The 14321-nt window shown below is 37.4% G+C and carries 14 protein-coding genes, 1 tRNA gene and 1 pseudogene; 9 read left to right on the top strand and 7 right to left on the bottom strand.

Annotated elements, in window-relative coordinates:
• Positions 1-177 precede the first annotated feature (177 nt).
• Positions 178-1317, bottom strand: a complete 1140-nt coding sequence (gene nspC / locus GNE10_RS02085; protein ID WP_185563440.1) for a carboxynorspermidine decarboxylase — start codon at positions 1315-1317, stop codon at positions 178-180.
• 2 nt (positions 1318-1319) lie between these two features.
• Positions 1320-2519: a saccharopine dehydrogenase family protein gene (locus GNE10_RS02080; RefSeq protein WP_185563439.1), complete on the bottom strand. Its 1200-nt coding sequence runs from the start codon at positions 2517-2519 to the stop codon at positions 1320-1322.
• Here GNE10_RS02080 and GNE10_RS35695 point away from each other — a divergent pair.
• Positions 2518-2817: a hypothetical protein gene (locus GNE10_RS35695; RefSeq protein ID WP_260446719.1), complete on the top strand. Its 300-nt coding sequence runs from the start codon at positions 2518-2520 to the stop codon at positions 2815-2817. The two genes, GNE10_RS02080 and GNE10_RS35695, sit on opposite strands and share 2 nt — an antisense overlap.
• Before the next feature lie 81 nt (positions 2818-2898).
• On the opposite strand, the pseudogene GNE10_RS02070 reads toward GNE10_RS35695, so the two are convergent.
• Positions 2899-3456 (bottom strand): annotated as a pseudogene (locus tag GNE10_RS02070) (HAD-IC family P-type ATPase); the annotation flags it as partial.
• Positions 3457-3668: 212 nt separating this feature from the next.
• Between GNE10_RS02070 and GNE10_RS02065 the strand changes: the two are divergent.
• Positions 3669-4604, top strand: coding sequence for an alpha/beta fold hydrolase (locus tag GNE10_RS02065; RefSeq protein WP_185563438.1), 936 nt, complete (start codon positions 3669-3671; stop codon positions 4602-4604).
• A 79-nt stretch (positions 4605-4683) separates the two neighbouring features.
• On the opposite strand, the gene GNE10_RS02060 is transcribed toward GNE10_RS02065, so the two are convergent.
• A complete protein-coding gene (locus GNE10_RS02060) occupies positions 4684-5397 on the bottom strand; it encodes a hypothetical protein (RefSeq protein ID WP_185563437.1) in 714 nt (237 codons plus the stop codon).
• Positions 5398-6183: 786 nt separating this feature from the next.
• Between GNE10_RS02060 and modA the strand changes: the two genes are divergently transcribed.
• The 7 genes from modA (at position 6184) to GNE10_RS02025 (ending at position 11292) form a co-directional block, all read left to right on the top strand.
• Positions 6184-7038, top strand: a complete 855-nt coding sequence (gene modA, locus GNE10_RS02055) for a molybdate ABC transporter substrate-binding protein (protein ID WP_260446718.1) — start codon at positions 6184-6186, stop codon at positions 7036-7038.
• Positions 7039-7115: 77 nt separating this feature from the next.
• Positions 7116-7742, top strand: coding sequence for a DUF642 domain-containing protein (locus GNE10_RS02050; protein WP_185563435.1), 627 nt, complete (start codon positions 7116-7118; stop codon positions 7740-7742).
• Positions 7743-7896: 154 nt separating this feature from the next.
• A complete protein-coding gene (locus GNE10_RS02045; protein ID WP_185563434.1) occupies positions 7897-8595 on the top strand; it encodes a PEP-CTERM sorting domain-containing protein in 699 nt (232 codons plus the stop codon).
• A gap of 342 nt (positions 8596-8937) precedes the next feature.
• Positions 8938-9011 (top strand) — tRNA-Met (locus GNE10_RS02040).
• 122 nt (positions 9012-9133) lie between these two features.
• Positions 9134-10267 (top strand): tyrosine-type recombinase/integrase, encoded by a 1134-nt coding sequence (locus GNE10_RS02035; RefSeq protein WP_185563433.1) that lies wholly within the window; start codon positions 9134-9136, stop codon positions 10265-10267.
• Between the two features lie 117 nt (positions 10268-10384).
• Positions 10385-10576 carry a hypothetical protein gene (locus GNE10_RS02030; RefSeq protein ID WP_185563432.1) on the top strand — a complete coding sequence of 64 codons (192 nt, stop codon included), beginning with the start codon at positions 10385-10387 and terminating at the stop codon, positions 10574-10576.
• A 311-nt stretch (positions 10577-10887) separates the two neighbouring features.
• Positions 10888-11292: a hypothetical protein gene (locus GNE10_RS02025; protein WP_185563431.1), complete on the top strand. Its 405-nt coding sequence runs from the start codon at positions 10888-10890 to the stop codon at positions 11290-11292.
• Positions 11293-11406: 114 nt separating this feature from the next.
• On the opposite strand, the gene GNE10_RS02020 is transcribed toward GNE10_RS02025, so the two are convergent.
• From GNE10_RS02020 to GNE10_RS02005, 3 genes are all read right to left on the bottom strand, one after another.
• Complete coding sequence (locus GNE10_RS02020; protein ID WP_185563430.1) at positions 11407-11739, bottom strand: hypothetical protein; 333 nt, start codon at positions 11737-11739, stop codon at positions 11407-11409.
• 213 nt (positions 11740-11952) lie between these two features.
• Complete coding sequence (locus GNE10_RS02010; RefSeq protein WP_185563428.1) at positions 11953-13269, bottom strand: hypothetical protein; 1317 nt, start codon at positions 13267-13269, stop codon at positions 11953-11955.
• Between the two features lie 109 nt (positions 13270-13378).
• Positions 13379-13543 carry a hypothetical protein gene (locus GNE10_RS02005; RefSeq protein WP_185563427.1) on the bottom strand — a complete coding sequence of 55 codons (165 nt, stop codon included), beginning with the start codon at positions 13541-13543 and terminating at the stop codon, positions 13379-13381.
• Positions 13544-14321: the final 778 nt, after the last annotated feature.

The raw sequence follows: 14321 nt of genomic DNA, 5'->3' as shown, positions 1-14321 counted from the left end.
GGGGAAAGGGGAAAGGTTTCAAATACATCATATCAAGTTCGGAAAATCACTTACGATTAAAAATTCTCCGCGTCCCCGCGTCTTTGCGTCCCCGCGTCTCCCCCTCTTTGCGTCTCCCCCTCTTTGCAATTTTCAGCTGGAGAGAATGATTTCAGTAGCAGCACAAATAGCCAGTGTTCAACCAAGTCTTGCGCGATAGTCTTCATAAGAAAACTGACGCCAAAGCTCAAATGTGCCATCTTTTTTGAGCAAGCCGATTGATGGATGTACCACGCCATTAAACATAGTGCTTTTCACCATCGTATAGTGCATCATATCCTCAAATATGAGGCGATCGCCAATTGCCAATTCATGCAAAAAGGCGTAATCACCAATAAAATCTCCTGCTAAACAACTCGAACCACCCATACGATACACTTTGTCTTTTTCCTGTGGTTCATGCGCTCCTTGAATCACGGGTTTATAAGGCATTTCTAGACAATCAGGCATATGAGCAGTAAATGATACATCTAACATCACATGGGTAAGATCGGTGGTGGGAATTAGATCTTGCACAGTGGCCAGCAAAAATCCAGTTTCCCAGACAATTGCCGAACCGGGTTCCAGAATCAATTCAATATGTGGGTGACGATTGTGAAATGCACATAAAACGTCAATTGCATGAGCGATATCGTAGCTTTGATGAGTCATTAAGTGCCCACCACCGAGATTTAACCACTTTATTTGTGGCAAAAATTCTCCAAAAAAGCGTTCTATATTTGCAAGGGTTTTTTCCAAAGCATAGGAATCGCTTTCACATAAATTATGGGATAAAAATCCTTCTACTTTCTTTGGTAGGGCATGGCCAATGTACTCCGGTAAAACTCCAAGGCGAGTATTGGGCTGGCAAGGATTATAAAGCATTGTTTTCACTGGCGAGTATTGGGGGTTAATGCGAAGTCCCACCGATACTTGAGAATCGGAATTTTCAATGAGCGGGTAAAATCGTTCCCACTGACTCATTGAGTTAAAGGTTATATGAGAAGCATAACTGAGAATCAAAGGTATATCTGCTTCACGATAGGCAGGGGAATATACATGAATCTCCTTGCCAAATTTTTCCTTAGCCAGCTGCACTTCCCACAAGGAACTTGCTGAAGCACCTTGGAGTGTGTTTTGTATTAGAGGAAAGCTATGAAACAAAGAAAAGGCCTTGAGAGCAAGAAGTACTTTGATGGGTGCTTCTTGCTGCACTCGTTGAAATACAGCAAGATTTTGCTCAAGACGTGCTTGCTCTAATACAAAACAAGGTGATGGCACTTTGTCGATTTGCGTCATCCTTACTCCTTCTCAAACGGGGATGTGCCATCGATGACCTCATGCCATGATAGTCCCAAAGGGCCAAGCAGCTTCATAAAGGGATCGGGATCGCACTGTTCGACATTAAATACTCCAGGTTGTTTCCAGAAGCCATTAACCACCATCAGCGCACCAATTACCGCAGGGACACCTGTTGTGTAGGCGATCGCTTGCGCTCCAACTTCCTGGTATGCTTGAGCATGGTCGCAGTTGTTATATACGTAGTAGCTGCGCTCTTTTCCTTCCTTGACTCCACGAATATAGCAGCCAATGGATGTCTGTCCTGTATAATCCTGTGCTAAGGATGAAGGATCTGGAAGCAAAGATTTGAGAAATTTCAATGGAACTACTTTGAATCCTTCATAATCAACTGGGTCAATGCGTGTCATGCCAATATTTTGAAGTACTTGAAGATGGGTGATATAGCTTTGTGAAAAAGTCATCCAAAACCTCGCCCGTTTCAGAGTTGGAATATGTTTCACAAGAGATTCTAGTTCCTCATGATAGAGAAGATATGACTCTCTCTCGCCTATTTCTGGATAAGGAATTGGACGGTGAATCGAAAGAGGAGGTACTTCTACCCACCTGCCATTTTCATAATATCGTCCATTTTGGGTAATTTCTCGGATGTTAATTTCTGGATTAAAATTGGTCGCAAAAACTTGCCCATGATTCCCAGCGTTGCAATCAACAATATCGAGGTAGTGAATCTCATCAAAATAGTGCTTCAGGGCATAGGCGCTAAAGACTCCCGTCACCCCAGGATCGAAACCACATCCAAGAATAGCAGTAATTCCTGCCTGTTTGTAAGGCTCGTGATATTTCCACTGCCAACTATATTCAAATTTTGCCTCGTCTGGAGGCTCGTAGTTTGCGGTATCGAGATAGTTAACTCCCACCTCCAGACATGCATCCATCAACGCTAAATCTTGATAAGGAAGTGCCACATTTATGAGAATATCAGGGCGAAATTCTTTGAGAACTTCCACTGTATTGTTGACATAATCTGCATCAAGGCTAACCACCTTAACTTTTGGTGATTGAACGCGTTCCGCAATTCTACGGCATTTTTCCAGTGTCCGACTGGCCAAAAGAATTTCTGAAAACTCTTGTTGTGCAGCACATTTGTGTACAACAACGTTTCCTACACCCCCGGCTCCAACTACCATTACCCTAGCCATGCTACCTCCTGAAAAAAGTGACTTTTACATTTTCTGCGAACTGCCCAAATTTTCAACAGCTAATCACGGAAAAATTCTACAACTAAACATGAAAAAGGTTTTTGTCACTTGTTTTACTGAGTGCATACCCCAAGTTGGGAGCAACGCGATTTTGTTCATCATAAAGACAGCAGGGGAGCAGGGGGCAGGGGGAATGGAAAAAGAACCAATTAAAAGTCATGAAGACTTGGAAGTATATAAAATGGCATTTGGTGTAGCCATGAAAATTTTTGAATTTTCTAAAAACTCAAAAATTTAACCAGAATTTAAAGTCAAATTTAATTTAGTTGCTGAAAAATGTGTAATTGTAGAATTCGCTAATTCAAATCCACAACAGAAATCATTTCAGCAATCTCAGACCACTGAGGGTAACTAAAACTGTGGAACCTTCATGACCAATGACGCCGATGGGTAAGTTAATATTTCCCAAAAAGTTGCTTACTAAAAGCAAGACAATAAAACCCAACGCTACGACTATATTTTGTTTGACTATGAGTTGCGATCGCCTACCTAAATGTATCGCCACAGCAATTTTTTCTAATTTGTCTGCCATCAAAATTATATCTGCGGTTTCCAGTGCCACATCACTACCCGCACCTCCCATCGCTATACCCACAGATGCTTGTGCTAAAGCTGGTGCATCATTAATACCATCGCCCACCATGGCCACAGTTTGATACTTTTGCTGCAAACGACGAATAACGTCGAGCTTATCTTCTGGCAAAAGTTGAGCATACACCCTGTCAATTCCCACTGCTTTGGCGACACTATTGGCAGTTTCCTGATTATCCCCAGTTAACATGACAATTTGCTCGACTCCCAATTTTTTTAATCGGCTAATAGTCGCTGCTGCTTGCACTCTCACCTCATCTGCAATGGCAATGATACCCATGACTTGATAAGAAGACGCGGGGACAGGGAGACGCGGTGACGCAAAGAGTGTTTGTGATAAGTTACCCGTGTCCCCGTGTATTTGCGTCTTTGCGACTTCTTTCCCCGCGTCCCCGTGTCCCCGTGTCCCCGCGTCTCCACCTCCCTGCGTCCCCACGTCTCCGTCATCTCCCCACCTACTCTACAATTATTAAAGGCTACTTCACATTTGTTTAAATCATGCAGGCAACTACAGCCCCCTCTACAACTCCAATTCCTGGTAAATATTGGCAGTGGCGCGGGCACAATGTTTACTATGTACATGCGGGAGAAAAGCAAGCCCAGCGTCCGCCTTTGCTTTTAGTACATGGATTTGGTGCTTCCACTGACCACTGGCGCAAGAATATCACAGGATTGTGTCAAGATTTTGAAGTGTTTGCCATCGACCTTTTAGGATTTGGGCGATCGGCAAAACCAAAATTACAATACAGTGGTGACTTATGGCGCGACCAACTTCACGATTTTATCAGTGAAGCGATCGGCCAAAAAGCTATCTTGGCTGGTAATTCTCTTGGCGGTTATGCAAGCTTGTGTGTTGCAGCACAACGTCCTGATAGCGCGGCTGGCTTAGTGTTACTCAATAGCGCCGGGCCTTTTAGCGAAAGCCAACCTACACCGGAACCTGAAGCTTTACAAAGCCAAATTCAGCCTCCCAAACAACCCTCTTCTTTACAAAAACTCTTGGGTGACTCGGTTAAATGGATATTTCAACAACCTTTAGCCCAATTTCTACTATTTCAATACGTGCGACAACGTTGGGTTATTCGCCAAACTTTAGAAAAAGTTTATCTTGACAAAAGCGCAATTACAGACCAATTAGTAGAAGAAATTTATCGTCCAGCTTACGATCCTGGAGCATTGGATGTGTTTGTTTCTGTTTTTAGCACGCCTCAAGGTGAAAAAGTCGATACCCTACTAAAGGAATTAACTTGTCCTTTGTTGCTGCTATGGGGAGAAGCAGATCCTTGGATGAATGCTAGAGAACGTTCTCGCAAGTTTCGTCAATATTATCCTCAACTTACAGAACATTTTCTAGCCGCGGGTCATTGTCCCCACGACGAAATACCCGATAAAGTAAACCAACTTTTACGCGATTGGGTTTTGTCTGTTTCGTAGTGATAAATGCTGATTAGAGACGCAATTTAAGCGTCTCTAAAAAAAGTTTAAAAACTCAAAAAATATACTCAAGTTGAAATTATTTAACTATATATGATTTAACTTCTTGTTCTAGGCGATCGCTAATAATTTCTGTTCCAATACCTGGTCGCTCTAAATTCACTCTCACAAAATTTGTGTTGTCTTCTGCACTGAATTTTTTATCATTATTGGAATCTTTAAGAATCTTGATAAAAATAGCGTTTTGGCTGGGAACAACGACCCAATTAAGAACTTGTGTATTGTTTGGGGTAATTTGCTGGAGATTCTTACCCGATAAATCAGAAATATAACCAATAATGGCATCATCGGTGTTAATTTTTTTATCGCCGTTTGTATCTTGGTCAATAATTTTATATAACCAAATTCTTGTAACCGCTTGATTTGTCGCTTTCACTTCTAAAAAATCAAAGGAGTTAATAAGGGCTTTTTTATTTAATAAAAGGTGAGCTTCGCCATCTTGTTTGCGATAAAATACAATGTTATACAAACTGCTACTTTTTCCATAAGAACGTGAAACACTTAGATTATTGTCCTGATTTCTATCCTGGTCTGTAAAATTAACTGGAATCATTAAATAATCAGACTGTTCTTTAATAATTAAATTACCATAGATAATATTTGATTCTGACTTTGTTTGGTCGGTTGCTTTTGCCTGTTCGCCGTTTCTGGTAACTTCGGGTTCACAGGAAAAAGAAACTAAGCCTATGATAATAGCTGTAGCAATTTTCTTTAAAAGGGTATATTTTTTCATAAATCTTTCACAGCAGAGTATGTTGCTGTTCCATTTTATTCGCTGTTATAAAATTTCCAAGAATTTTATGTAAATTTAGAGAATACCATAATCAAGAGGTAATAAGCAACAAATTTGACAGTCTCTTAATATAGTGATTTAAAAATCATGACTTAAAGGTTGTTTGAAAAGTACTTGGCTGTAATTTTAGATATCTATTTATCCCTCTTAACTTCAACTTAACAAGGGATAAACTGAAATCAAAGTTATTCTTTTTAAGCTATTAGACTTCTTGCAGAAGTTGGGAAAAGGGTAAGGGGAAAGGGGGAAAGGTTTGGTATTTTCCCTTTCCCCAATAAAGATGTATCCCTTTTCCCACAAGAGTGCAAAAAGCAATTGATTGCAAGAGGTCTATTTATTACCTAAATCTTTCTCAACAAAAGTGACAGTATTCACTCACATTGGATCTGGTAAATATATCTTTTTTCTACTTCTATGCTTAAAAACAAAGACTTGTATCTTGATTTTGGAGCTAGGTTGTTTCCCCTACACCCTACACAGTGTTTATCTGAGGTAACTACAAAGTCATAGTTGAATGTCATGAAAAATTTACCAAATATTTTGGTAGATACCTACTTTACTGGTAAAATCTCTACATCCTAATCCCTTTTACTCTCTGTTTACGTAAACTTACCGGAGAATGATAAATTTCCATCCTTGGAAACGCTCTGGGCGATTCTTTGCGGTTATTTGTTTCCAGGTATGGATTATGCCAGTGATGGGGTTTCATTTCAAACTATGACTTTTATGAACAGAAGAAGACTTATTGCTTGGATGGCTACCGCAGCTGCCAGTATGATGCTGGTAGTTGGGTTGCAGTTCGTCAAATTATCACCAGCAAACTCAGTAACTACACTCAATGTGTATGCGGCTGTCAGCTTAACAAACGCGCTCAATAGCATTAAGACTCAGTACCAAAATGCTAACCCCGGTGTCACAATTAATTATACATTTGGGGCCTCTGGTACTTTGCTCAGCCAAATACAAGCAGGAGCGCCGGCGGATATTTTCATTTCTGCTGCTGCTGACCAAATAGATGTTTTACAAAATGCAAGCCCAAGTAAATTGGTTGCAGGTAGCCGTAAAAACATTGTCAAAAACCGTCTAGTTTTGATAGCCCCTACAACACCTCCTGTGAGTGCTGGTAGTGCTGCTCTCAATAGCTTCAATGGTTTGACTAATGCCAACATTACTGGTATAGCCATAGGTGACTACACAGGTAATCCGCCAGTTGTCCCAGCAGGAAATTATGCCAAACAAGTTCTCACCAGCCGGGGTATTTTCACCACTCTCAGTCCTAAACTTTACCTTGCTAGCAATGTACGTAACGTTTTAACTGCGGTTGAAAATAAAACTCTTGTAGTTGGAGGTGTAAATAAAACTATTGATGCAGGTATCGTTTACAAAACTGATGCTGCCATTTCTAACAAAGTCAGAGTCGCAGATACTTCTTTGATAGCAGAGAGCGACCCGATTGTTTACCCACTGGGTATACTCACCAGAACTACAGTTTTAACGACTGCACAAAGTTTTTCTAACTATTTGAGTGGTACTACTGCTCAGAATATCTTCCGAAATAACTATGGGTTTCTTGCACCTTAATCACTACAAAGTAAATCAATTAAGTAGTTGTTAAGTAGTAGTTGTCTTGAATTTTGAACTATTTGGAGTCATGTTTTGTGAAGTTTACTCAAAAACTCTCAATTATTGTTTGTAGTCTGACTACTGCCTTCCTTCATACTGCTGTGATTACCAATACTTATAAATCAGCTGCACAAGCGGAAGGACAAGAATTAATTATTAACGGGAGCTTTGAATACGACGATCTTGTCAATCCTAATGAACCTGATACTCTAAATCCCAACGTTACGGGATGGATTAAATCTGGTGATTCATTAGCTGCATCAGGTATTAGAATTAGCAACTTTCCTAGCACTGGTAAGCAAGGTTTATCACTTGGTGCATTCTCAGATATTGGTTACATATCACAGACCATTCCCACAGTTCGCGGTCAACACTACAAACTTACCTACTATTTAGCATCCATAGAAGAAGCACCTGACCTCAAGAATAAATTTAAGGTTTTTATCGGTGGAAAGAAGGTTTCAGTGAAAACTGATACTTCTTTTCAAGCCTATACCCAATACACGGTAAATTTCAAAGCAAAAGGAACATCTACTGAAATCAAGTTTGGTTCCAAAGCCAAGTATGCCTTTTTATATTTGGATGATGTGAGTGTTAAAGCTACGCCCGAAGATCCTGGTGAAAACTATGGGGATGAAGTCATAGATGATGAAGATGAATAAAACATCTCGTTTTTATCGTCCATGAATTGAAAATTGTAAATTGCTATGATGTCTGGCTCTAGAGTTTTGATAATGCCTTGTTTAGAGCCAGCATTAATTAACCCTTTACGCAAATAAAATTGCAGAAATTTGGAATTATTTGGAGTCAAGTTTGATGAACTTAAGTAAAAAACTCTCAATTATTGTTTTTAGTGCTACCACTACCTTAGCTAGCACTGCTGTAATCACTGGTACTTACATTCCAGCAGCACAAGCACAATACGATCCCAACTATGTTTTAGATCCCAGAGATATTGTTTTTAATGGAGGATTTGAACTCGACCCCCTTGTAGATCCTAACGATCCCAATACTACAAATCCGAATATCACAGGATGGAATAAAATTGGCGATCCCATCAATACATCAGGAACTAGAATTAGTAATTTTCCTCAAAGTGGTAATCAGGGTTTATCACTTGGTGGGTTTGTAGACCTGAGCTACATATCACAGACACTTTCTACACAACCTGGTCAGCAATACGAACTGAGTTACTATCTAGCATCCATAGCTGAAGCTCCCGATCTTGATAATCAGTTCCAAGCATTTATAGGTGGAAATAAGATTTTTGATGAAAAAAACATATCTTTCCAACCATACACTCAATATAAATTCAATTTCACAGCAGATTCATCATCCACAGAGTTAAAATTTGGCAATGTGGATAGATATGCATTTTTGTATTTAGATAATGTGAGTGTCAAACCTGTACCTGAATCATCAACTATTGGAGGAATAGTGGTTGCAGGATTATTAGGAATTTGGTTGAAGAAAAAGCGATCGCTTTCACTACCGCCTGATAAACTCTCTCAGTAATTGATATTGAAGTCGCAATCAAAGAGGGCGGGCAAGATGCCCACCCTACAAGATATTAAGAAAATTTTCATCTGCAAATTAGATGTGTTTTAGTTGATCAAGTATTTTGTGAAATAGTATTACACCCTTAAACTTTGTTTAACAATCACTTGATGTCTTACATCATCTACGGATAATCAGTTGTGATTGCTGCATCTTTGGCAAAATCCCAAAAGCCTCTTTTCCCCTACCCCCAAAATAAGCCAATCCTCAGTTCGTATTTGCAAAACAGAAAAACTATTTGTAAAAGAGGCTAGGCATCAAGGAATTTGTATGTTATATTCATAAATGACCGAAAAAAATGGCTCAGTAGCTCAGTTGGTTAGAGCACGGGACTCATAAGCCTGGGGTCGTTGGTTCAAATCCGACCTGAGCCACTTAAATAAGTTTACTAAATCAGGGTTTCAGCTTTCTGTTATTGGTGGTCTTGGAAGCTGAAACTTTGTTTTAACCCTCCTTTGACTATCCAGTGACTATCCAAAATAGTCAGAGGATTACCATGAAAGTTGGTATTGAAGTGTCTAAAGGTTATCTTAGATTAAGATTTCCTAGAGCTTTATTTAATGGCAATCAGAAATACTTATCTCTGAATTTGACTGACACTCCAGAGAACCAAGTTGTTGCTGAACTAAAGGTACGCCAAGCTGAATTAGATATCTTAGCTGGCAACTTTGATTTCAGTCTGGGTAAATACAAAATTCAAACCACTCTAGTCAATATTGCTAGTAAGCAGAAAACTTATAACTTACTGAGTCTATGGGAGAAATATACAGAATTCAAAAAAGGCCAGGTAGAAAAATCTACCTTGGTTCGTGACTACTCAATCATAGAGAAAAGGATTAGGAAGTTCCCTACTACTAACCTTAATGAGGCAGTACTGATTAGAAATCATTTGTTGAGTATTTACTCTGCTGAGACCACTAAGCGCACTTTAAAGCAGCTTAATGCCTGCTGTAATTGGGCTGTATTATCTCAATTAATAGAAATTAATCCATTTAAAGATTTAAACAAAGGTATCAAAACTAGAAAGAAAGATAGTAGTATTCTCACTTTTGATCGAGAGGAGATAGCTATTATTATTGATGCCTTTAGAACAAATAAGTATTGCCATAAATACTCTCCATTACCTCACTCTCATTATTTTGGTTATGTTAGTTTATTATTCCTTACTGGTTGCCGACCAGAGGAAGCTGTAGCGTTGAAGTGGAAACATATTAGTAAAACTCACATCACTTTTGCTGAAGCTGTACCCTCTGATGTAAGGATAAGGAAAAATACAAAAACTCACCAAACAAGATTATTCCCTATCAATGACCAGCTAAGAGAACTCTTAAATAATATTGGACATGGTGAAGCAGAGCAATTGCTATTTTGTAATCGTAATGGAAGAGAGATAAATAGCCATAACTTTTTGAATAGGGTATGGAGACCAGTATTAACTAGATTAGTTAAAGATGGGTTAATTAGATATTATCTGCCCCAATATAATTGTCGCCACACATTCATTACAATATGTTTGGAAGCAGGTATTAGTGTTAAACAGATTGCTGATATAGTAGGTAATTCTCCTGAAGTAATATATAAGCATTATTCAGGAGTAATTAAACAACTAGAAGTTCCAGCAATATTTTAAAAATACTCAAACAAAAGGAGAAGCAGAATGAATTAAAAGGAGATTTTTCTGAGAAAGAAGATTACAAGCTACCTGAACTTTAAACAAACGTAAAATCAACAAGGAGTCACTTCACCCATGATGGAAATAAATATTCATGAATTTAAACGATATATAGATTTACTCTGCCTACTGGAAGAGGGCGATCAAATTAATTTTGCTGATGGTAAAATTGTGCGAAGAATGGATAACCGAGCTTGGGAAAGTGTATTTGTTTATGATGATGAAGAAACCTTGGAAGATTTAGAAGATTTAGAAGAGGAAGTTTAGGAACTTACGATATAGCACTGTAACCTAAGTCTTTCTTAATTAATTGCTCTGAAGTGAGTTACTAAAGTAAAGACTTAGGTTAACCTAGCTTAGGGTTAAATACTTATAATTAGCCACACCAAAGTTAATGTTCAACCACTCTAAGGAGTGGGCCGTACCCTTTGGTGATTTTTTGTATACATTATACTCGTAAATTTTATAGCCCTAAAAACAGTGGTTTTGCTTAAAATTAAATTTCAGTGTTTATCCTGTGAACATGTATCTATTATAGATAGTAATATAAAATAGAAGTTTTGAAATTAGGTTTTTAAATGAGAACTTCATATATTGAATATGCTACAGGTATGTTTTTACAAAGTCTAGAACACTGTACGGAACAAGCGGTAAATGCATTAGATAATATATATTTAGACCCCTGGACTAATTGTAAATGGAAGACAAGATTATATAAAATTTTAGTTAAAACTGAAGAAGAGGTTGTAAAAAGATTAGAGGATTCAAAATCAAATGAAGAAAATCCTCAAGAAGTTGTGAAATCTTTAGGGGATAAATTAATGAAAGAATCCCGCACTTATGCCTACTCTACAGCATTTGCTAACCCTTTCACTGAAGCACCCTATATTAAAGTACAAGTGGAAACTTACTATAAATTAGCAAATATACTTTTTTTAATATCTACGATAGACACTGAAAATATAATAAATTTAGGGCAGTAATTTTCTGTCAAATTTTAGAGGAATACATCAGGGGCAGCTTAGTTTACAAGCTACTCCTAAATTTAAAAATGGTTGAACCCTTCTTTAGTTAAGGAATCCAGCTTTTTAAATTAATTAATTAGAATTGTGGAATCTCCAAACTTTACCCAGGAAGTCTGCTGCACCTCTAGAGTAATAAATCTTTGTCTTACCTTGAGGTCTCCATTTTCCAGACTTAGGAAAATAATAATACTTACAACCTTCAACTGTGCATAACCAACTATTAGTATTCTCCTGGTAGGAGATATTATGCTCTCTAAAAATGACTCTAGCAGCATCTTCTAGAGATTGCTTTTTAGCTCTATTATGGTCAGATATCTTTTGATATTCCTCAGCCTTGTTAGCTGAAAGGGAAAGCTCTTTAGATAACCTTCCATACCTCTGTTGATACCACTCTTTGTGATTCATAATCTAGCGGCTATTAAGTGTTTGTAAGCCTTCACTGTGTTTCTGGAACATCCACTAACCTTGGCAATAGAACAAATGTTTAGGGGTTGCTCTAATTTAATTATATAATCAATAGCTTTAGTAATCTTTTGAGCACCAGTTAAGGTTTCTTCTTCAGGGTGATCAGTTACCTCTTGTTTGTTCACCACTTTTCCATATGTAGTATACAGTCTCCTAAATTGCCCTTTGTGGACTTTGGGAACCTTGGGAAACTGGTTCAAGGCTAGTTGGTTGAGCTACTTGAACCATCCATTCCTTATACTTATTAACCGTTTTAAGAGAGATACCAGCTTCTTTACTTATTGCTCTTTGAGTAACCTTTTCTCCCCTAGATTTCAAGCTTTCTATAGCTGCTAAAATCTTCCGCTTAGACTCCTCAGCTTTTAGAAAATTTTTATTTTCACTTGGATCTTTTTTTACATAGTTTTTAATGGTATAACCATCATAGGGGTGATACTTCTTCCAGCAGTTTCTAGCATAGTCGATTGCTCTCTTCTTGATTTTATGCTGATGGTTACAGTATTTAGAGTAGCCAGGGCATTTAACTGCTGTTTGCTCAATTAATTCAGCTAACTTTTCTATAGTGTCTGCTTCAGCAGAATTAAATACTCTATGGTACTGAGCAATGTCTTTTAAAATATCATTGGTTTGAGATGAACCTGTCCAACCTTTGTCAATTGTTTTCCTCAGATTAGTGTACCAGGTAGTTAATTTACTTTGTACATCTGAATTAACAGTCCTACCATCTTTTTTAAGACTAGTGTATTGTTGGCTCTTAAACCATTTTCTAGCTGGCTCAATTTTACTAAAGAATAATTCAGCATCATTTTCTTCTGCTGCTTCATCCCAATCCATTAGAAAGTAGCTTATTTCTTCTTTGCTCAACTCAAAACCTGATTGTAAAGGAATTCTGTGAGAGTTATATTTACTTCCCCAACTCTTACGGTTGGGAAAGATTTCCAATTGACCTCTTGCAATATTAAATCCTGCCTCACTTAAAGTTTGATCTAGTACACAGGCAACCCCCCAAGTCGGCATTGAACGATCAAAGGGAATATAACCATGCCAACCATTATTTTCAGAGAGGTGATACCAGTTAGTTTGCCAACCATTACTTCCAGAGGAGTGATACCAATTAATTTTATTAATACCTACAGATTTTAAAGCTTCTTCAATTTTATCTAACTGGGGAATTGGGTGGTACTCTGAACCAGCATCAACATCCAATAACGCATAACTTGTGTTGGTATTAAAACTAACTCCAACAAACTCACTAGGGTTATTCCAATTAACAAATAAGTCTTCATTATCCAAAGGTCTTTTTGGATCACCCCATTCGATCACAGTCCCAGTTTCAGGACATCCTTTGGCTTTAATGCAGTTAAATCTGTAGTTAAAAATTGAAGCAAACTTTCTTTGTAACCTTTCTTGTTCTGATCCTCCTAAAAGCTCACATAGTTGTGCATCTATATTTGGTTCCAATGTTTTCATGTACTATTAAATTAATATTTATTTAGTTTGTACTTTGAGCCAGCTATTTTATAGAACTGGCTTTTATATTTAAAAATTATTTACAATAAACTTGAGCTTCAACTTCAACTTAAGACTCTGATAAAAAAACGTGGCTTTCATACTTAGCCAAGTAAAGCTGAACTGCCTTTCTGATAATGTCACTTTTATCAAGCCCTTCAATTTCAGCTACTTTTTGAAGCCTGTCGTTATCACCTGCAAATAATCTAATGGAAGTAAGTTTGTCTAATTTCATAAACTAAAAAATGTATTCTTATATATATCTATTATATTTCAATTATTAAGTAATCGCCATAGTAAAAGCATTATTAATTAAGCATTCTAAAAATGCGCCGCCACTCTTAATATCCATAAGAGTAAGAAGACATAATATTCATTCTCCCACCTCAAAAGATTTAAGAAAATTAAATCTTGGTAAACTGTAATAGTCTAGATAGCTGAAGGAAGCTATCCAAAGTTAAGCCTCCTTGCTGAAGGTTTGAGATATTTAAGTCTATTTATTTATAAAAAACTAAAATTAAATAAAATAAATTATAAGGTTTCTTAACTAAAGTCAAATTAAGTGAGGATAAGTTGTAGCATGACAAGTATATTTGTCTCTATTTATCGCACCTGAAGCTTTAAGAATAGTTATTGAAGTTACCTAACTTGGAGCTTACTGGATAGCGATCGCTAATTGAGTTTTCTTGATTAGTTAGCTTAAATGTAAACACCATTAATCAGCCATCGCAAAACTTCAGTCTTCTTAATAAGAAAACTTGAAGTTAAGTCTTCTTAATTGTAGCGATCGCTAACGAGTTCACTCAATCAAGTGAAGCTAATTATTTAAGTTTTCTTTACTAGCGATCGCTAAACTTAAGTAACCTTCAAGCTAGGTAGATATTAATGTGTATCTTCCTCTCTCTAGCCTTAAGCATCCTAAGTAATAGGATACTTAGGGAGTAATTAGCAGTTACTTATTTAAATTTATTAAAGGGTTATAAACCTTATTATCCATACTCATATACTATGTA

The sequence above is a fragment of the Nostoc sp. 2RC genome (assembly GCF_014222165.1).
In the GTDB taxonomy this organism is placed as follows: domain Bacteria; phylum Cyanobacteriota; class Cyanobacteriia; order Cyanobacteriales; family Nostocaceae; genus Nostoc; species Nostoc linckia.
Note: the sequence above shows the minus strand (reverse complement) of the source record. Positions and strands in the feature narration are given on the sequence as shown.

Coding starts and splice junctions, on each gene's coding strand:
- GNE10_RS35695 (WP_260446719.1), top strand. CDS start 2,518: ATGCTACCTCCTGAAAAAAGTGACTTTTACATTTTCTGCGAACTGCCC.
- GNE10_RS02060 (WP_185563437.1), bottom strand. CDS start 5,397: ATGAAAAAATATACCCTTTTAAAGAAAATTGCTACAGCTATTATCATA.
- modA (WP_260446718.1), top strand. CDS start 6,184: ATGAACAGAAGAAGACTTATTGCTTGGATGGCTACCGCAGCTGCCAGT.
- GNE10_RS02025 (WP_185563431.1), top strand. CDS start 10,888: ATGAGAACTTCATATATTGAATATGCTACAGGTATGTTTTTACAAAGT.
- GNE10_RS02065 (WP_185563438.1), top strand. CDS start 3,669: ATGCAGGCAACTACAGCCCCCTCTACAACTCCAATTCCTGGTAAATAT.
- GNE10_RS02035 (WP_185563433.1), top strand. CDS start 9,134: ATGAAAGTTGGTATTGAAGTGTCTAAAGGTTATCTTAGATTAAGATTT.
- GNE10_RS02030 (WP_185563432.1), top strand. CDS start 10,385: ATGATGGAAATAAATATTCATGAATTTAAACGATATATAGATTTACTC.
- GNE10_RS02020 (WP_185563430.1), bottom strand. CDS start 11,739: ATGAATCACAAAGAGTGGTATCAACAGAGGTATGGAAGGTTATCTAAA.
- GNE10_RS02045 (WP_185563434.1), top strand. CDS start 7,897: ATGAACTTAAGTAAAAAACTCTCAATTATTGTTTTTAGTGCTACCACT.
- nspC (WP_185563440.1), bottom strand. CDS start 1,317: ATGACGCAAATCGACAAAGTGCCATCACCTTGTTTTGTATTAGAGCAA.
- GNE10_RS02005 (WP_185563427.1), bottom strand. CDS start 13,543: ATGAAATTAGACAAACTTACTTCCATTAGATTATTTGCAGGTGATAAC.
- GNE10_RS02080 (WP_185563439.1), bottom strand. CDS start 2,519: ATGGCTAGGGTAATGGTAGTTGGAGCCGGGGGTGTAGGAAACGTTGTT.
- GNE10_RS02010 (WP_185563428.1), bottom strand. CDS start 13,269: ATGAAAACATTGGAACCAAATATAGATGCACAACTATGTGAGCTTTTA.